20 protein-coding genes are annotated in these 18,134 nt (G+C 63.2%); 12 read left to right on the top strand and 8 right to left on the bottom strand.

The features are described 5' to 3' along the window. Window position 1 precedes the first annotated feature (1 nt). The 4 genes from pstB (at window position 2) to CHB97_RS10330 (ending at window position 2,934) form a co-directional block, all read left to right on the top strand. Window positions 2-805, top strand: coding sequence for a phosphate ABC transporter ATP-binding protein PstB (gene pstB / locus CHB97_RS10345; protein ID WP_089287890.1), 804 nt, complete (start codon window positions 2-4; stop codon window positions 803-805). Window positions 806-950: 145 nt separating this feature from the next. Next, entirely contained in the window at window positions 951-1,688 is a 738-nt protein-coding gene (gene phoU / locus CHB97_RS10340; RefSeq protein ID WP_089287889.1) for a phosphate signaling complex protein PhoU, read from the top strand. Window positions 1,689-1,732: 44 nt separating this feature from the next. Beyond that, window positions 1,733-2,440: a phosphate regulon transcriptional regulator PhoB gene (phoB, locus tag CHB97_RS10335; protein ID WP_089287888.1), complete on the top strand. Its 708-nt coding sequence runs from the start codon at window positions 1,733-1,735 to the stop codon at window positions 2,438-2,440. A 92-nt stretch (window positions 2,441-2,532) separates the two neighbouring features. Beyond that, complete coding sequence (locus CHB97_RS10330) at window positions 2,533-2,934, top strand: DUF2177 family protein (RefSeq protein ID WP_089287887.1); 402 nt, start codon at window positions 2,533-2,535, stop codon at window positions 2,932-2,934. A gap of 14 nt (window positions 2,935-2,948) precedes the next feature. On the opposite strand, the gene CHB97_RS10325 is transcribed toward CHB97_RS10330, so the two are convergent. Both CHB97_RS10325 and CHB97_RS10320 read right to left on the bottom strand, forming a co-directional pair. Next, complete coding sequence (locus CHB97_RS10325; protein ID WP_244559491.1) at window positions 2,949-4,382, bottom strand: ATP-binding protein; 1,434 nt, start codon at window positions 4,380-4,382, stop codon at window positions 2,949-2,951. Window positions 4,383-4,534: 152 nt separating this feature from the next. Continuing rightward, entirely contained in the window at window positions 4,535-6,808 is a 2,274-nt protein-coding gene (locus CHB97_RS10320) for an NADP-dependent malic enzyme (protein WP_089287886.1), read from the bottom strand. A gap of 189 nt (window positions 6,809-6,997) precedes the next feature. On the opposite strand from CHB97_RS10320, the gene CHB97_RS10315 reads away from it, so the two are divergent. The 3 genes from CHB97_RS10315 (at window position 6,998) to CHB97_RS10305 (ending at window position 8,531) form a co-directional block, all read left to right on the top strand. Further along, window positions 6,998-7,189 carry a hypothetical protein gene (locus CHB97_RS10315; protein WP_200819888.1) on the top strand — a complete coding sequence of 64 codons (192 nt, stop codon included), beginning with the start codon at window positions 6,998-7,000 and terminating at the stop codon, window positions 7,187-7,189. Window positions 7,190-7,194: 5 nt separating this feature from the next. Continuing rightward, window positions 7,195-7,458 (top strand): type II toxin-antitoxin system RelE/ParE family toxin, encoded by a 264-nt coding sequence (locus CHB97_RS10310; protein ID WP_089287885.1) that lies wholly within the window; start codon window positions 7,195-7,197, stop codon window positions 7,456-7,458. 107 nt (window positions 7,459-7,565) lie between these two features. Further along, window positions 7,566-8,531 carry a nitronate monooxygenase family protein gene (locus CHB97_RS10305; protein WP_089287884.1) on the top strand — a complete coding sequence of 322 codons (966 nt, stop codon included), beginning with the start codon at window positions 7,566-7,568 and terminating at the stop codon, window positions 8,529-8,531. A 47-nt stretch (window positions 8,532-8,578) separates the two neighbouring features. On the opposite strand, the gene hemB is transcribed toward CHB97_RS10305, so the two are convergent. The 6 genes from hemB to CHB97_RS10275 all read right to left on the bottom strand — a co-directional run bounded on the left by hemB (window position 8,579) and on the right by CHB97_RS10275 (window position 14,348). Beyond that, the gene (hemB, locus tag CHB97_RS10300) at window positions 8,579-9,583 is read right to left on the bottom strand and encodes a porphobilinogen synthase (protein WP_089287883.1); all 1,005 of its coding nucleotides are present in this window, start codon (window positions 9,581-9,583) and stop codon (window positions 8,579-8,581) included. A gap of 61 nt (window positions 9,584-9,644) precedes the next feature. Continuing rightward, the gene (locus CHB97_RS10295; RefSeq protein WP_089287882.1) at window positions 9,645-10,586 is read right to left on the bottom strand and encodes a diacylglycerol kinase family protein; all 942 of its coding nucleotides are present in this window, start codon (window positions 10,584-10,586) and stop codon (window positions 9,645-9,647) included. A gap of 73 nt (window positions 10,587-10,659) precedes the next feature. Next, the gene (locus CHB97_RS10290) at window positions 10,660-11,355 is read right to left on the bottom strand and encodes an exopolysaccharide biosynthesis protein (RefSeq protein ID WP_160105746.1); all 696 of its coding nucleotides are present in this window, start codon (window positions 11,353-11,355) and stop codon (window positions 10,660-10,662) included. Between the two features lie 95 nt (window positions 11,356-11,450). Then, window positions 11,451-12,218: an Hpt domain-containing protein gene (locus tag CHB97_RS10285; protein ID WP_089287880.1), complete on the bottom strand. Its 768-nt coding sequence runs from the start codon at window positions 12,216-12,218 to the stop codon at window positions 11,451-11,453. A gap of 154 nt (window positions 12,219-12,372) precedes the next feature. Beyond that, complete coding sequence (hemA, locus tag CHB97_RS10280; RefSeq protein ID WP_089287879.1) at window positions 12,373-13,587, bottom strand: 5-aminolevulinate synthase; 1,215 nt, start codon at window positions 13,585-13,587, stop codon at window positions 12,373-12,375. 284 nt (window positions 13,588-13,871) lie between these two features. Beyond that, on the bottom strand, window positions 13,872-14,348 hold the full coding sequence (locus CHB97_RS10275; RefSeq protein ID WP_089287878.1) for a glutathione peroxidase: 477 nt from the start codon (window positions 14,346-14,348) through the stop codon (window positions 13,872-13,874). Window positions 14,349-14,445: 97 nt separating this feature from the next. Here CHB97_RS10275 and CHB97_RS10270 point away from each other — a divergent pair, with 97 nt between their 5' ends. Genes CHB97_RS10270 through CHB97_RS10250 form a run of 5 tightly spaced genes read left to right on the top strand, consistent with a single transcriptional unit; the run spans window position 14,446 to window position 18,131 of the window. Then, window positions 14,446-15,330 (top strand): hypothetical protein, encoded by an 885-nt coding sequence (locus CHB97_RS10270; RefSeq protein WP_089287877.1) that lies wholly within the window; start codon window positions 14,446-14,448, stop codon window positions 15,328-15,330. Then, the gene (gene crcB, locus CHB97_RS10265; protein ID WP_089287876.1) at window positions 15,327-15,707 is read left to right on the top strand and encodes a fluoride efflux transporter CrcB; all 381 of its coding nucleotides are present in this window, start codon (window positions 15,327-15,329) and stop codon (window positions 15,705-15,707) included. The genes CHB97_RS10270 and crcB overlap by 4 nt, the downstream gene beginning before the upstream one ends. Beyond that, entirely contained in the window at window positions 15,704-16,738 is a 1,035-nt protein-coding gene (locus CHB97_RS10260; protein ID WP_089287875.1) for an RluA family pseudouridine synthase, read from the top strand. The genes crcB and CHB97_RS10260 overlap by 4 nt, the downstream gene beginning before the upstream one ends. Before the next feature lie 8 nt (window positions 16,739-16,746). Next, entirely contained in the window at window positions 16,747-17,424 is a 678-nt protein-coding gene (locus CHB97_RS10255; protein ID WP_089287874.1) for an HAD-IA family hydrolase, read from the top strand. After that, complete coding sequence (locus CHB97_RS10250) at window positions 17,424-18,131, top strand: ATP12 family chaperone protein (protein ID WP_089287873.1); 708 nt, start codon at window positions 17,424-17,426, stop codon at window positions 18,129-18,131. The genes CHB97_RS10255 and CHB97_RS10250 overlap by 1 nt, the downstream gene beginning before the upstream one ends. Window positions 18,132-18,134: the final 3 nt, after the last annotated feature.

The raw sequence follows: 18,134 nt of genomic DNA, 5'->3' as shown, positions 1-18,134 counted from the left end.
AATGGATACGACGACCCTGACCAAGAATACGGAAGCCGTCTCCACCCAGCCGGTGAAGGTCTCCGCCCGCGACGTGAAGGTGTTCTACGGCGCCAAGCGCGCCCTGCACGGCGTCAATGTCGATGTCTATAAGAACGAGGTTCTGGCCCTGATCGGCCCCTCGGGCTGCGGCAAGTCTACCTTTCTGCGCACGCTGAACCGGATGAACGACACGATCGACATCTGCCGCGTGGAAGGCAAGATCCTGCTGGATGGCCAGGATATCTATGACCCCAAGCTGGATGTGGTGCAGCTGCGCGCCCGTGTTGGCATGGTGTTCCAGAAGCCGAACCCCTTCCCGAAATCGATCTATGACAACATCATCTATGGTCCCAAGCTGCATGGCCTAGCCACCCGCAAGGATGAGTTTGACGAGATCGTCGAACGTTCGCTGAAGCGCGCGGGCCTGTGGAACGAGGTGAAGGACCGCCTGCAGGAGCCGGGCACCGGCCTCTCCGGTGGTCAGCAGCAGCGCCTGTGCATCGCCCGCGCCGTGGCCGTCAGCCCGGAAGTCATCCTGATGGACGAGCCCTGCTCGGCCTTGGACCCGATTGCCACCGCGCATATCGAGGAACTGATCGACGAGCTGCGTGAAAGCTTCACGATTGCCATCGTGACGCACAACATGCAGCAGGCCGCCCGCGTCTCCCAGCGTACCGCCTTCTTCCATCTGGGCGATCTGGTGGAAGTGGGCAATACGGAAGAAATCTTCACCAACCCGCGTGATGAACGCACCCAGGGTTACATTACCGGCCGTTACGGCTGAGTCCGGTTGACGGCGGCCCCGGTGATGCCGGGGCCGCTGCGCCCAATTTTCCGGGGCGGCGCGGCTGCCCCCTGGTCCTGTCCGCCAGCCCGCCATTGCGGCCTGAAAAGGGGCAGATACCTGCACACCAGCAAAGGGGCCGATCATGGTCACCGAACATACCGTCAAATCCTTCGAGCAGGAACTTCAGCGCCTTTCCAACCAGATCGCCCAGATGGGCGGCGTGGTCGAAGCGCAGGTGGAAGCGGCCGTGCAGGCTGTCGGCCGCCGCGATGTCGAAGGGGCTACCAAAGTCATGCAGGGCGATGCCCGGCTGGATGAGTTTGAACGCCAGATCGAGCATGATGCCATCCGGATGCTGGCGCTGCGCGCGCCCGTTGGCGTTGATCTGCGCGAAGTGCTGGTGGCGCTGAAAATCTCTGCCGATCTGGAACGGACCGGCGATTATGCCGCCAATATCGCCAAGCGCTCCATCGCCCTGGCGCAGCTGCCGGTGATGCGCCCGGCCGCCGCCATCCCGCGCATGGGCCGGCTGGTGCAGGAAATGCTGAAGGAAGTGCTGGACGCCTATATCGACCGCGATGTCGAGAAGGCCATCGCCGCCTGGCACCGCGATGCTGAGCTGGACGATCTCTACACCAGCCTGTTTCGCGAAGTTCTGACCTATATGATGGAAGACCCGCGCAACATCACCCCCTGCACGCACCTGCTGTTCATTGCCAAGAACCTGGAACGTGCCGGTGACCACGCGACCAACATCGCCGAAAACATCCATTATCTGGTAAAGGGCCAGCCCTTGAACGCCGAACGGCCGAAGGGTGACCGTTCCAGCTTCACCGTGTTGGATAGCGACGTTGTCGTCGGTTCCCCTGAGCAGCGTTAATCCGTTTCGACTGTGCGTCCCTTCGACGTTTGACTGGAATCGTCATGAACTCCGCCTTGAAGCCGTTGATTTTGGTTGTGGAGGACGAGGTCGATCTCGTCACCCTGCTGAGCTACAATCTGGAGCGCGAGGGTTTCCGCGTCATAACCGCCAATGACGGGGAAGAAGCCCTGTTGCTGGCCGATGAGAGGACGCCGCATCTGGTGCTGTTGGACTGGATGCTGCCGTTGATGAGCGGGCTGGAGGTTTGCCGCCAGCTCCGCCGCAACCCCAAGACCCGCGACATCCCCGTCATCATGCTGACGGCGCGGGGGGAGGAGGCGGACAAGGTGCGCGGCCTGAACAGCGGTGCGGATGATTACCTGTCCAAGCCCTTCAGCCCGACGGAGCTGGTGGCCCGTATCCGCGCCGTGTTGCGCCGGGCCGCCCCGGCCCTGGCGGAGGAGATGCTGCGCTTCTCCGACATTTCCATGGATCTGGCGGCCCACCGGGTTCGGCGCAGCGGCCGTGATATCCATCTGGGGCCGAAGGAATTCGCCCTGCTGCGCCATTTCATGCAGCATCCCGGCCGCGTCTTCTCCCGCGAGCAATTGCTGGATATCGTCTGGGGCCACGACGTCTATGTCGAACTGCGGACGGTGGATGTGCATATCCGCCGGCTGCGCAAGGCACTGAACGAGACGGACGATCAGGATGTGATCCGCACTGTGCGTTCCGCCGGCTATGCGCTGGATACCAAGACGACGATGTGATTCCAGGCCCTGCCTGGATTAAAAAATAGGAACCCCATCGGATCGGCCTATGTTGCCATTGGCACAAGGGCTCTTTCCGATGGGGTTTTTTCATGAAACCTGTTCTGGCTGCCTATGGCGGTGGTTTGCTGCTGTTCCTGGCGTTGGATTATCTCTGGCTGGGCCATCTGGCCCGCGATTTTTATGCCCGCCAGTTAGGTGATCTGTTGCGTGACCCGCCACAATTGGGCATCGCCGCCTTGTTCTATCTGGCCTATGTCGCTGGCATCGTATTCTTTGCCGTGCTGCCGGCGCTGCGCGAGGGTGGCGTTTGGCAGGCAGCCCTTTATGGGGCGCTGCTGGGTCTGCTGGCCTATGGCACCTATGACATCACCAACCTTGCCACCATCCGGGGATGGCCCTGGACCGTGTCCCTGGTGGATATGGCCTGGGGGACCGCTGTTTCCGCCACGACAGCGGCGGCAGGTTATCTCGCGGCGCGGTGGCTGGGGTAGGGGAGGGAAGGGGTTTATCCCGCCTTCTTCACATCATCTTCAGCCGCAACCTTCACCGCCGGCAGCAGCACGGTGAAGGTGCTGCCTTTGCCAACCTCGCTGTCGATGATCAGCCGACCGCGATGGCGGTTGACGATATGTTTGACGATGGCCAGCCCCAGCCCGGTGCCGCCCAGGGCGCGGGAGCGGGCAGGATCGACGCGGTAGAAGCGCTCTGTCAGCCGGGGCAGGTGGGTGCGGGCGATGCCTTCGCCCCGGTCGGTCACCGCCACGCAGATGGCCGGCCCCCGGGTGATGCGCCCGGCCAGGGCGGCATTGCTGCCCATGCCGGTGCCGGCATTGTTGGGATCATTAATCGACAGATTGACGGTCACCTCCGTCTGCTCCTTGCCATATTTGATGGCATTGTCGATCAGGTTCTGGAACACCTGGGACAGTTGATCTTCGTCCCCGATCACCGGGGGCAGGGCGGGGGGGCCTTCGATCCGCAACTTCACCTTGCGGGCTGCTGCGCGTAATTCCAGCGTGGCGGTCAGATTGCGCACGATCTTGGCCACATCCACCTCAGCGGTCGGCGGCGTATGCTCGTCCATCTCAATCCGGGAGAGGGAGAGCAGGTCATTGACCAGCCGCGACATGCGGTTGGACTGGTCAAACATGATGCCCAGGAACCGTTCATGGGCGTCGCGGTCATCCTTGGCTGGGCCGCGCAGGGTTTCGATGAAGCCGATCAAGGCGGCCAGCGGGGTGCGCAATTCGTGGCTGGCATTGGCGACGAAATCGGCCCGCATCTGTTCTGACCGTTTCAGCAGCGTGATGTCATGCAGGGTCAGCAGCACCTGGCGGGGGCCGGCGCTGCCCAGCGGCTGGAACGGTTTCACCCGCGCCTGCAGGGTGCGTTCCACCGGTACTGGCAGCAGGATTTCCACAGTACGGGAGGCCCCGCCACCCAGCACGGCGTCCACCGCCTCCAGCAGGGTGGGGTTGCGCACGCTGCCGGCCAGATCGCGCCCCACCATCCGTTCGCCGAACAAGGCGCGGGCGGCCTGGTTGGCGCGCAGCACATCACGTTCGCCAGACAGCAGGATCAGCGGGTCATGCAGGGTTTCCAGCACTGCCTCGGCCGCTGCCGCGCGGCCGGCATCGGCGCCATCCCGATCCAGCCATTGCTGGTGCGAACGGGCCAGCGCCCCGGCAATGGCAATGGCGGAGATGGAATCGAATGCAGGGGTGGCAACGGGTTTTTTTGCCTCACCCAACGCATCAGCATAATGAACCAGACGGTTGGTATCCCGGTAAATCAGCCGCAGGATAACCAGGGCAGCGGCTGTGACAAACAGGATGATGCCGGCGCCGGCCAACGGCGGCAGAGCGCCCGCAAAGATCAAGGCGATGGCCGCGATGACAGTCGGGGCGGCCAGCAACAGGCCGATGATCGTGAACCGCACAGGACGGACCAGTTGCCAACCCTTCACCACATTAAACCGCCCGTTCAGACCCGTTGTTCTTGTTCACCCGCTGGCGGGTGGGATCGGAGGACATAGCATCCTCCGCCCCGGCCCGTCAGTGGGATCACAGAAACTTAATATGGGGCCACGCTTTACCGCACCAGCGCATCATGCGCCGCCATCACGGCGGCGGTGGTCAGGTCACTGGCATTGGCGCCCATCTGCACCACCTGCACCGGCTTATCCATGCCGATCAGCAGCGGGCCGATCAGCGTGCCACCGCCGAACTTATGCAGCAGCTTGGCGCCGATATTGGCGGCGTGCAGGGCCGGCATGATCAGCACATTGGCCGGACCCGACAGGCGGCAGAACGGGTAAAGCCGCTTCATCAGGTCATAATCCAACGCCACGTCGGCCGACATTTCACCATCATATTCGAAATCGACACTGCGCCCATCCATCAGGGCCACGGCTTCCCGCACATGGGCAGCACGCGCCCGCATCGGCTGGCCGAAATTGCTGAAGGAGAGGAAGGCGACACGCGGTTCATGCCCCATCTGCCGGGCCATGCGGGCCGACTGGATGGCGATATCGGCCAGCTGTTCCGGCGTGGGCCGTTCATGCACCGTGGTGTCGGAGATGAACACGGTGCGCTGACGGGTGGCCAGCACCGACAGGCCGAAGACGATATGATCGGGCTCCGGATCGATCACCCGCTCAATATCCTCAAAACTGACGGAGAAGCTGCGGGTCAGGCCGGTGACCATGGCATCCGCTTCGCCCGTGGCCACCATGCAGGCGGCAAAGACATTGCGGTTCTGGTTGACCATGCGCTGCACGTCGCGGTGCAGATGGCCACGCCGCTGCAGGCGGCGATAGAGGAACTCGGTATAGCGTTCATTGGTCGGCTGGCCGAAGGTCGAGTTCTGGATTTCCAGCGGCTCGATTCCCGCCATCCCCAGGCTCACCAGCTTTTCCTGGATCACATGTTCACGCCCCACCAAGATGGGTGTGCCATAGCGCCCCGACCGGAAGGCGATGGCGGCGCGGATGGTGCGTTCCTCTTCCCCTTCGGCGAAGACGACGCGCTTGGGATTGTTGCGCACCCGCTCGGAAATGATCTGCAGACTGTCGGCCGTGGGGTCCAGGCGCAGGCGCAGGGCGCGGCGATATTCATCCATATCGACGATGGGCTTGCGGGCCACGCCCGTGTCCATCGCCGCCTGGGCCACGGCGGCGGGCACAGTGACGATCAGGCGCGGGTCGAACGGCACCGGGATGATATATTCCGGGCCATAGCGCAGGCGGCGGCCGGCATAGGCGGCATCCACCTCATCCGGCACATCCTCGCGCGCCAGGGCTGCCAGCGCCTTGGCGGCGGCGACCTTCATCGCGTCATTGATGGTGCTGGCCCGCACATCCAGCGCGCCGCGGAAGATGTAGGGGAAGCCCAGGACATTATTGACCTGATTGGGATAATCCGAGCGGCCGGTGGCGACGATGGCATCATCGCGCACGGATGCCACCTCTTCCGGGGTGATTTCCGGATCGGGATTGGCCAGCGCGAAGATGATCGGGTTGGGGGCCATGGATTTCACCATGGCGGGCGTCACGGCACCCTTGGCCGACAGGCCGACAAACACATCGGCACCTTGCAGCGCATCGGCCAGGGTGCGGGCATCCGTCACCACGGCATGGGCCGATTTCCACTGGTTCATACCCTCGGTGCGGCCTTTCCAGACCACGCCTTTGGTGTCGCACAGGGTGATGTTGCCGGGCGGCAGGCCCATGGCCTTGAACAGTTCGGCGCAGGCGATGGCGGCGGCACCGGCACCGTTGATCACCAGACGGGTATCTTCAATCCGGCGGCCGGTCATTTCCACGGCGTTGAACAGGCCGGCGGCGGCGATGATGGCGGTACCATGCTGATCATCATGGAAGACGGGAATATCCATCAGCTCCCGCAGGCGCTGTTCAATGATGAAACAGTCAGGTGCCTTGATATCTTCCAGATTGATGCCGCCAAAGCTGGGGCCGAGATAGCGCACCGCATTGATGAACTGGTCTACGTCGCGGGTATCGACCTCCAGGTCGATGCCATCCACATCGGCGAAGCGCTTGAACAGCACCGCCTTGCCTTCCATCACCGGCTTGGAGGCCAGCGCCCCCAGGTCGCCCAGGCCCAGAACGGCGGTGCCGTTGGAGATGACGGCCACCAGATTACCCTTGGCCGTGTAATCATAGGCCAGGCTGGGATCTTCATGGATTCGCAGACAGGGCGTCGCCACGCCGGGGGAATAAGCCAGCGACAGATCGCGCTGCGTTGCCATCGGCTTGGTCGGCGTCACCTCCAGTTTGCCGGGCCGGCCGCTGCTATGCAGCAACAGGGCCTCTTCCTCGGTGATGCGCTTCTCGATACCGGCCATTACGTCACTCTCCTCATTATGCTCGCATCCCATTGGGCGGGAAGGATTGCGGGCATGGTAGCGACCGAAAGCTGCGCACACCAGGGGTGAAGATGCGAGAAAATTGCGCAGGTGCTGGCCGTTGGGTGGTTAACGGCACCCCGGCCGGAGCCTGTTGTGTGGAGTGAAAAAAACTGCGATCATCACAAAATGGCTGAACAAAAATCGATCTTCGACTGGGTGGATGAAGAGCGCTTTGCAAGCGCCATCGCCGAAGCGCGCGCCGATTTTGACGCCGGACGCACCGTGCCGCATGAGGTGGTGGCGGCGTGGTTGCTGAAACTGGCGACCGCCATTGAAACCGGAGCGGAACGCCCACCCCCGCCACTTTCTGGCAAATAGCCTCCATGGTGGAATGGTCTGAGACGGCGCTGGCCGATATCGCGGGCCATGCTGGCTATATTGCCCAGTATAATCCTTTTGCCGCTGCCCGTGTCGTGCGTTCGCTTTATGCCGCCGGCAACAGCCTTGCCACTTTCCCCCGCCGGGGGCGGCCGCGGCCTGATGGGTTGCGGGAACTGACTGTCGTTCCGCCCTATGTGCTGGTTTATGAGCTGACCGGGGATGCCGTCCGCATCCTGCGCATCTGGCATGGCGCGCAGGAGCGGTGAAGATGCCAAGCCGCCGCGCTTGACAAGCCCCGCCCCCTTTCTGGCACGATGCGAACGAGCGTGCTAAAATGCCGTCCATCAGATAACCAATAAGGGAGAGCCCGCCAATGTCCGTGCCCAGCCTGTTCAAGGGGAAGCTGTCGCTGCCCGTCATCGCCTCGCCGATGTTCATCGTCAGCTATCCGGAGCTGGTGTTGGCGGAGTGCAAGGCCGGCATTGTCGGCACCTTCCCCAGCCTGAATGCCCGCCAGCCGGGGCAGCTGGATGAATGGCTGGGCCGCATCACGGCGGACTTGGCCGATCACGCGGCGGCCAACCCCGGTCAGCCGGTGGCCCCGTTCGGCGTGAACCTGATCGTCCACAAGTCCAACACCCGGCTGCGGGAAGATGTGGAACTGATGGTCAAGCACAAGGTGCCGCTGATCATCACTTCCGTTGGGGCGCCCACCGGGATTGTGGAGGCGGTACATTCCTATGGTGGACTGGTTTTCCATGACGTCACCAACATTCGCCACGCCAGGAAGGCGCTGGAAGTGGGTGTTGATGGCCTGATTCTGGTGGCCGCCGGGGCCGGCGGCCATGCCGGTACCTTGTCGCCCTTCGCCCTGTTGAGCGAGGTGCGGGAATTCTTTGACGGGCCGGTGGTGCTGGCCGGGGCCATGTCATCCGGTGCCTCGGTGCGGGCGGCGGAGGTGATGGGGGCGGATTTCGCCTATATCGGCACCCGCTTCATCGCCACAGCGGAGGCCAATGCCTCCGATGGTTATAAGCAGATGCTGATCGACGGTTCCGCAGCAGACATCGTCTACACGCCGATGTTCAGCGGCATTCCCGGCAATTATTTGGGGCCCAGCATCGCCGCCAACGGCCTGGACCCGAAGGCGATCAGCGGCGGGCAGGCCGATCCCAACCTATCGATTGAGGATTGGTCGAAGAAGAAGGCCTGGAAGGATATCTGGTCCGCCGGCCAGGGCATCGGCACCATCCATGATGCGCCCAGCGTGGCGGAACTGGTGGCGCGGATGCTGGCGGAATATCGCGCTGCTGCCGCCAAGGGCAGCGATTTCATCTGAACAATTGACCGGCGGCGGGGGCGTTGGCCTCCGCCGCCGGTGATTGATTACCCCTGCTTCAGCAGACGCGCGGCATCGACCGCGCCATAGGTCAGCACCGCGTCACAGCCGGCGCGTTTGAAGCCCAGCAGAGTCTCCAGCAAGGCCGCGTCATAATTCAGCCAGCCATTCAGGCTGGCGGCCTTCAGCATCGCGTATTCACCGCTGACATGATAGGCGAAGGTCGGCACGCCGAACTCGCTCTTCACCCGGCGGATAATGTCCAGATAGGGCATACCGGGCTTCACCATCACCATGTCGGCCCCTTCGGCGATATCCATCCCCACCTCGCGCAGGGCCTCGTCGCTGTTGGCCGGGTCCATCTGATAGGTTTTTTTGTCGCCCTTCAGCAGCCCGCCGGTCTGCAGCGCCTCCCGGAACGGGCCATAGAAGGCGGAAGCATATTTGGCGGCATAGGCGCAGATGCGGGTCAGGCTGTGGCCGCGCGCTTCCAGCGCATCGCGGATGGCGCCGATGCGCCCATCCATCATGTCCGACGGGGCGATGATGTCACAGCCGGCATCGGCCTGCACCAGCGACTGGCGCACCAGCACCTCCACCGTCTCGTCATTCAGCACATAGCCATCGCGGACGATGCCGTCATGGCCATGGCTGGTATAGGGGTCCAGCGCCACATCGCCCAAGATGCCGATGCCCGGCACCTGTTCCTTGATGGCGCGCATGGCGCGGCACATCAGGTTGTCGGGGTTGGCCGCTTCGCTGCCATTGGGATCCTTGCGTTCCAGCGGCACCACCGGGAACAGGGCAACACAGGGGACACCCAGGTCGCGCGCCTCTGCCACCGCCGGCAGCAGCAGGTCCAGCGACAGCCGATCCACGCCGGGCATGGAGGTGATGGGCTGGCGCTGATTCTCCCCCTCCACAACGAACACGGGCCAGATCAGATCAGCACTGGTCAGCGTGTTTTCCGCCACCAGCCGGCGGGTCCAGCCATCGGCGCGGTTACGGCGCAGGCGGGTGCGGGGAAAATTCGTGTGGGGCAGGCTGGTCATGGGCAGCGGTCCGCTGGTGGGATGAGGATGGCGGCGATGCTACGCCCCGGCCCCGCCGGCATCAACCCGCGCGCTGACTTGCCGCACCTTCCCGCACGGTCTCCGCCCCGACTGGGTGCCAAACCCGCAACTGCCCTGGCTCGATCCGAAAACGCAGGGGCGTGCGGCGGCGCTCCAGCTCGCCATCAATGGCCACCCGCAGATGCCGGTGACGGGAATGCACGGTGGCGGCGGTGACGTGATGCACCTCCAGTTCCGGGTCGTTCTTCCATTTTGACAGCAGGGCGCGCAGAAACAGTTGCACCAGCCCCCAGCGGGTGCGGTGCTTGCCGATATAGAGGGAGAGGCGGCCATCATCCAGCCGCTCCCGGTGCGGCACCGGGCCATAGCCTTCCTCATAGGCATTGTTGGCGATGGCCACCATATGGGTATCCACCTGCCTTGTGGTGCCATCGGCCAGCGCCAGGGTGACGGTCAGGCGCGGGTTGCTGGCGATGGTCTTTACCAGGGCCCAGCCCATGGCTGGCCATTTGCGCCAGCCCCGGCGCTGGCGCAGCTTTTCCCGCTCATGCACCATGCGGGCATAGAGCCCGATCACCGCATTGTTGAGGAAGGGAGTGTCGTTGATATAAGCAACATCGATCGGCCTCACCACACCCTGCGCCAGGGCCGCCAGGGCGCCTTCCAGCTCCAGCGGGATGCACAGGTCGCGGGCCAGCAGGTTCATAGTGCCCAGCGGCAGCAGGCCGAAGGCGATGCCATGACGCAGGGCGATTTCCGCCCCGGTCTTGATGGTGCCGTCGCCACCACCCACCACCAGCATGTCCGCCCCCAAGCGGGCGGCTTTCTCCATCGCGGCACCGACTGCTGCACCGGGAACACAGACGCAATCCACCTGATGCCCGGCGGCGGTGAAGGCCGTTGTCACCTGGTCGATCACCTCAGACGGTTCCCGCTGCAACAGGGAACCGGCCTGGCTGTTCATGACAATGGCAAGCCGCATGGATCATCCGTTTCGCGTTACCCCGGGGGGAGGGCAGGAAGGTAACGCCCAGGGCTGATAAGGGGTTCCAGTATCAGCCGAACAGCCAATGAACGGCAAACAGGATGCTTTTCAGGACGATGGCGACCGAACCGGCGGCGATGATTGTGGCGATGACAGACATGATGTAGCCGGCAATCATGGTGGCACCATCGCGTTCCATCTGGGCCAGCGCCATCAGCCCGATGGCGATGGATGGAAAGATGTTCCCCAGTGGAATCGGCAGGATCAGCACAACGGAAAGGAAAAAGATCACGAATCCGGCGATTCGCTCCAGCCCGCCCTCTGTCAGATGGATCATCCGGGGGCGGGAGAATTTCTCGATCCAGCGCAGATAGGGTTCCGCTTTTTCCAGCACGCTCAACAGATCGCTGCGCAAAAAGCTGCGGCGGCGCAGGAAGCCGGGCATCCAGGGATGCGGGCTGCCTAGGATCATCTGTACGGAAAACAGCAGAATCGGCAGGCCGGTGATGGCTGACAGGCCGGGCGGGGCTGGCAGGATCGTCGGCAGGGCAAACAGCAACAGCAGAATGCCGAAAGCCCGTTCACCTAAGCCATCCACCAGTTCCCCGATGCTGATCCGCTCATGGCTGCCGTTCCGCACGGCATCGAACAGGATATCGGTGGTGCGGCGGGGCTTTTCCGCGTCGCCCGGCACAAGGGCGGGCAGGCTGACATGATCGGGGGGAATCTGTGTATCCACGTTCGGCCCTGTGTTCCCGGCCGCCATGCGACCGCTTCCCCCCGACATTAACGATCCCCGGTTACCGGTTTATGATTGGCCCTGTCGGCGCCGATCACCTGATAACGCCTATATGGGGATCATCATCCCAGATTGAAGCGGGTAATCGCGCTGGCAATATCATCCTGGAAGCTGGGGCCCAGATGTACGACGGCCGTGTTGGGCGGCACGCCACGCAACTGATCGGCCCCCATGCTGGTCATCAGGGCGACCGGCACATGCTCGGTTACCGACATGGCGCGCAGGCCGCGCAGCAGATCAATGCCGCCCAGCCCATCCATCACCGCCGAGGCGATCACCATATCCGGCGGCATCCGCACGGCGATGGAAATGGCCTCGATCGGGTCGGAGACGATGTTGACGCGGAAGCCGCAGGCTGCCAGCTCGTTCGCCGCCCGCCGCGCCACCAGCTTGTTGGGCGTCACCAGCATGATTTCGACGTCCTGCACCTCAACATCGGTGATGTCGAATTCAAAGCGAGTCGGCAGCTTGCGGATGATCTGGTTGGTGGTGGCCAGATCGGGCTGTTCCGGCAGTTCCGCCATTTCCGCGATGCGGTCGGCGAAAATCTGGATATGGTCGATCTGCTTTTCGTCCAGATCCTTCAGATCGGCAATATAGGTTTCCAGACGCTGGGCGATCAGGCTGACAATCGGATAGCCGAAGGTGGAGCCGGCGCCCTTCAGGGAATGGGTTTCACGCCGCAATTCCCGCAAGGTTTCATTGGCAGTCACCAGCCCCTGTTTCAGGACTTCCAGGCAGCCATAGATCGTCTGCAGCCGGTCATGGATGTAATCCTGGAACTCTGACTCCAACTGGGCAACCAGTTCATCCAAATCGGCTTCGGCCATCGCTGCACACCTCTTCGCGTATTCACTTCCCTGTACTCCGGACAGGGTAACCCTTCAAGGCCCCTCATATGCACGGAAGGTGAGGCGCAAATGAAGAGGGCTGGGTGACTTTGCCACCCAGCCCTTCAGAAATCGTTTACAAATTCGTGATTTTTTATGCGGCCCGCTGCAATTCCAGGCTCCGCCAGACGCTCAGCAGGGCATCGACCAGCTGATCCATCTTGCGATCATCATGATAGGGGGTCGGCGTCAGGCGCAGCCGTTCCGTCCCGCGCGGCACGGTCGGGTAATTGATCGGCTGCACATAGATATTGTGGATGTTCAGCAGATCGTCGCTGGCCTGCTTGCACAGCACCGGATCACCCACCAGCAGCGGCACGATATGGCTGACCGACGGCATCACCGGCAGCCCCGCCTGGATCAGCCGGCGCTTCAGCGTGGCGGCGCGTTCCTGGTGGCGGATGCGGATTTCATTATGTTCCTTCAGGAACATGACGGAGGCCAAGGCACCAGCCGCCAGCACCGGGGCCAGCGAGGTGGTGAAGATGAAGGAGGGGGCGAAGCTGCGCACGCAATCCACCAGGGCGGTGGAACCGGTGATGTAGCCGCCCATCACGCCGAACGCCTTGCCCAGCGTCCCTTCGATCACGGTCAGCCGATCCATCACGCCTTCGCGTTCGGCCACACCGGCGCCACGCTGGCCATACATGCCAACGGCGTGGACTTCATCCAGATAGGTCATGGCGCCGTGCTTGTCGGCCACGTCGCACAATTCCTTGATGGGGGCGATATCGCCATCCATCGAATAGACGCTTTCGAACGCCACCAACTTGGGCTGTGACTTGGGCAGGCGCGACAGCAGGGTATCCAGATGTTCCACATCATTATGCCGGAAAATATGCTTTTCCGCGCCAGAGTGGCGGATGCCCTCGATCATGGAATTATGGTTCAACGCGTCGGAGAAGACGACGCAGTTGGGCAGCAGGCGGGGCAGGGTGGAGAGCGTCGCCTCGTTGCTGATATAGCCTGAGGTGAACAGCAGGGCCGCTTCCTTGCCATGCAGGTCGGCCAGCTCCTTCTCCAGCAGCACATGATAATGGTTGGTGCCGGAGATGTTGCGGGTGCCGCCAGCGCCAGCGCCGCATTTATGCAGGCTGTCCACCATGGAGCCGATCACCACCGGGTGCTGGCCCATGCCCAGATAATCGTTGGAGCACCAGACGGTCACGTCCTTGGGCGGACCCTCTTCCGGATGGAAGGAGGCGACGGGAAAATCACCGACGCGGCGCTCAAGGTCGGCGAAGACGCGGTAACGCCCTTCGCGCTTGAGGCCGGCAATCTGGCTCTTGAAGAAGCTCTCGTAATCCATGGGCCGTTTGTCCCGTCTTGGCCGTTCCTGCGTCAGTCTTGTTCCGGCCGTCCTGAATGTCCACCCCTCTTTACTACTGCAAAGGAAGAGGTTCAGAAACCCCTTAGCGACGGCTTGTCGCGCCAGGGCCGGACAATCAGGACGTTCTGACCGATGCATGGTCAGGCATATCCGTCTGCCGCGCTTTGATTTCGGTCAATTCATCGTTCTGTCCAAGAGGTGTCGGCGCATGACAAATATGTGATGCCATGCGCCATATAACTATGATTTGAAATTACGATTCATTAAAGAAGTTTTTCTATCTTTGCGCGCATATCTTCCGGCTTGGTGGTGGGTGCCGCGCGGTCCACCACCTCGCCCGTGCGGTCCACCAGGAATTTGGTGAAATTCCATTTGATGGCCTCTGTTCCCAGTAGGCCCGGCTTCTGCGCCTTCAGCCACTGGAACAGCGGATGGGCATTGTCCCCGTTCACATCCACCTTGGTGAACATGGGGAAGGACACGTCATAGGTGAGGGAGCAGAAATTGGCGATTTCCGCCTCATCGCCCGGCTCCTGATGGCCGAACTGGTTGCAGGGGAAGCCCAGCACCACCAACCCACGCGGCCCCAATTCACGATACAGCGCTTCCAGCCCCTGATATTGCGGGGTGAAACCGCATTTACTGGCCGTATTGACGATCAGCAGCACTTTGTCACGCCACTGGTCCAGCGTTACCTCGCTGCCATCCAGCAGGGTGGCGGAGAAATCATAGATGCTCATGCTGGCGATCCCCGAGATTGTTTGGATTGAATCATGGATGCTGTACAGGCAAAGGGCAATGGGCAAGCGGTTGGTTTTCTTCACCCGGCGTAAATGAATGGACAGGCAATTCGATCTTTACCTGGGCATCGACTGGACGGGGGCACAGCCGGCCCGCTCTGTGGCCATGGCCGCCTGCGATGCCGCCGGTCTGGTCCGCCCCATCCAGCCGCAGGGCCGGTTCTGGGAACGGCTGGAGGTGGCGCAGTGGATCGCCGATCAGGCGGCGGGGGGAAAGCGCATCCTGGCCGGGTTCGATTTTGCCTTCGCCATGCCCTGGGTGCCAGGCCAAGGTTATCTGGATGGGCGGGTGCCGGATGTTGCCGACATGCTGGCCCTGTGGGATCTGGTGGAAGAGGCATCGGCGGGCGGGGCCGATGCCTTCGCCGGTGCCGCCGTGCTGGACCCCCGCCTGTTCCCCAGTTTCTGGATCAACGGGCCGACCCCTTCCCATTGGGGCGATGGCTCCACCAAACGCCGGCGGGTGGAGATGGTGGCGGCCGACACCGGGGCCGGCACCCCGGTATCGGTGTTCAAGCTGGCGGCGGCGGCCAAACAGGTGGGCAAGGCATCGCTGGCCGGGATGCGCACGTTGCGCCACCTGCACGGGCTGATGGGCGATGGGCTTTGCGTCTGGCCGCTGGAAATACCGGGGCCGGGGCAGAGCGTGGTGATGGAAATCTATCCCACCCTGTTCCGCAAACAGGCGCTGGGTGGCAATCGCAAGGTGGTGGAGCGCAAGATTCTGCAACCGGGTCTGGCCTTCTATGGCTGCCATGCCGATGCGTCACTACCGGATCGGTTTGACGATCACATCGGTGATGCCATGATCAGCGCCGCCGGGTTGCGCCATCTTGCCCGCCAGCTGTCCGCCTGGGCGCCGGCTTGGATGGATGCGGATACCGCCCGGCGTGAAGGCTGGATTTTCGGGGTCGGCGCATGAAGATGGTCCTCTATGTCGCATTCGGTGGTGCACTCGGCTCCGTGGCGCGCTATCTCACCGCCCAGGGTATGGGGCGATGGCTGGGGGCGGACTTCCCCTGGGCGACGCTGACGATCAATATCGTCGGTTCCACGGTCATGGGGCTGCTGGTCGGGCTGATGGCGCAGGTATGGGCACCGTCGCCGGAACTGCGGGCCTTTCTGACGGTGGGTATCCTGGGCGGCTTCACCACCTTTTCCACCTTCTCGCTGGATGTGGCGACGTTGCTGGAACGGGGTGATCTGGGCGGGGCCGCCTTCTATCTGCTGGCCTCTTTGATTGTGTCGATCGGCGGCCTGTTCGCCGGTCTTTATCTGGTACGGATGGTGACGGCATGAGCGATGCCGATGAAGCGCGCGGCCCCGCCAAGGTGGTCGAAACAAGGCTGGTGACGGAGGACGAGGCGGATATCCGGCTCGACCGCTGGTTCAAGCGGCATTACCCCCAGATCGGCCATGGCGCGCTGCAAAAGCTGTTGCGCACGGGACAGGTGCGGGTGGATGGCAAGCGGGCGGATGCCAATACCCGCCTTGCCCCCGGTCAGTCCCTGCGCATTCCGCCGCTGCCCGATGTGGCCCCGCCGGTTGAAGGGGCAGAGGATGAGGCCCCCGCCCGCCAGCCCGCCTTCAGCGAGAAGGAGGCTGCCGCCCTGCGCGGCCGGGTGCTTTTCCGTGATGCGGATGTCATCGTGCTGGACAAGGCTGCCGGGCTGGCGGTGCAGGGGGGGACCGGCCAGACCAAGCATCTGGACGCCATGCTGGACCTGCTGAAATTCGACGCCAAGGAACGGCCCAAGCTGGTCCACCGGTTGGACAAGGATACCAGCGGCTGCCTGGTGCTGGCCCGCAACGCCTTTGCCGCGACCCGGCTGACGGAAAGCTTCCGCAGCCGTGATGCCCGCAAGATCTATTGGGCCATCACGGTGGGTGTGCCCGACCCGCATCAGGGCCGCATCGACCTGTCGCTGTCCAAGGAGCCGGGGGCCGGCGGCGAGCGCATGATGGTCGATCCCAAAAACGGCCAGCGGGCGCAGACCTATTATACCGTGCTGGAACATGCCCACCGCAAGGCGGCCTTTGTGGCACTCTGGCCGCGCACCGGCCGCACGCACCAATTGCGCGTGCATATGAATGCCATCGGTACGCCCTTGCTGGGTGATGGCAAATATGCCGGCCAGGGGGCCTTTCTGGAAGGCAGCGCCAATGTGAAGCGCCAGCTTCACCTGCACGCCCGCCGCATCATCATCCCGCATCCGCGTGGCGGCACGATCGATGTGACGGCACCTCTACCAGAGCATATGCGCCCGGCCTGGGATTATTTCGGCTTCAGTGCCAACCTGAAGGAAGACCCGTTCGCCGCACTGGACTGACCGATAAGATGCTGAAGCTCGCCCTTTTTGATTGTGACGGTACGCTGGTTGACAGCCAGCACGCCATCGTGGCCGCTATGGTTGCGGGGTTCCAGGCCGTGGGCCTGACCCCGCCCCCCTCACTGGCCACCCGCCGCGTGGTCGGTCTGCCGCTGGTGGATGCGGTGGCGCGGCTGGCACCCGATGGGTCGGATGCCAGCCTGCATCAGGCAATTGCCGAGGCCTATAAGCAGGCCTTCTATCGCAACCGGCTGGCCGGCACCCACCCGGAACCTTTGTTCGACGGGTTGCTGGAGGCACTGGACCGGCTGGAGGCGGCGGGCTTCCTGCTGGGCATCGCCACCGGCAAAAGCCGGCGGGGGCTGGATGCCACGCTGGCCCATCACAATCTGGCCCATCGCTTTGTGACGCTGCAGACCAGCGACCGGGTAAACGGCAAGCCCCATCCGGACATGGTCTATGAGGCGCTGGCCGAAAGCGGGGCCGATGCGGCGGGCACCGTGGTGATCGGTGACACCACCTTTGACATCCTGATGGCGCGCAATGCCCGTGTGGCGTCGGTTGGGGTGGCCTGGGGCTATCACGACCTGTCGGAACTGCGCGCCGCCGGGGCCGACCGGCTGGTGGATGATTATGCCCAGGTGCCCGATGCCCTGGCCGATATTCTGGCAAACAAGGTGCCGTGATGAAGCGTTTTTACAAGCAGGTGACGGTGCAGGCGGTCGATGGTGGCTGGAGCATCGCCCTGGATGGCCGCCCGGTGCGCACGCCTGCCAAACACCCGCTGATCCTGCCCACACAGGCCCTGGCGGAGGCGATTGCCAATGAATGGCAGGGCCAGGGGGAAGAGGTGAAGCCCCAGACCATGCCGCTGACCCAGTTGGCCAGCACCTGCCTTGACGGGGTGGTGGGCCGGATGCCGGACGTGGCGGCGGCATCGGCCGAATATGGCGGTTCTGAACTGCTCTGCTATCGCGCGGAGGAGCCGCCGGAGCTGGTGGCCCGCCAGGCCGCACTCTGGCAACCGCTGCTGGATTGGGCGGCCCGTCGCTATGATACGCATCTGCGGCTGGCCAGCGGCATCATCCATATTGCCCAGCCGCCGCAGGCGCTGAACGCCCTGCGCGCCGGGATCGATGCGCTGGACGCCTGGCGGCTGACGGCGCTGCAGAATGTCATCGGCATTACCGGGTCGCTGGTGCTGTCGCTGGCCCTGGTCGATGGCAGGCTGACGCCGGAAGAGACCTTTGATCTGGCCCAGCTGGATGAGAATTTCCAGATCGAGAGATGGGGCGAGGATTGGGAGGCGGCCGACCGCCGCAACAATCAGCGCACCGATCTGGCGGTAACCAAGCGCTTCCTGGACATGCTGCCGCCGATATCGGCTGCCTGATCC

Origin of the sequence: Azospirillum sp. RU38E, assembly GCF_900188385.1 — a bacterium.
GTDB lineage: Bacteria > Pseudomonadota > Alphaproteobacteria > Azospirillales > Azospirillaceae > Niveispirillum.
Note: the sequence above shows the minus strand (reverse complement) of the source record. Positions and strands in the feature narration are given on the sequence as shown.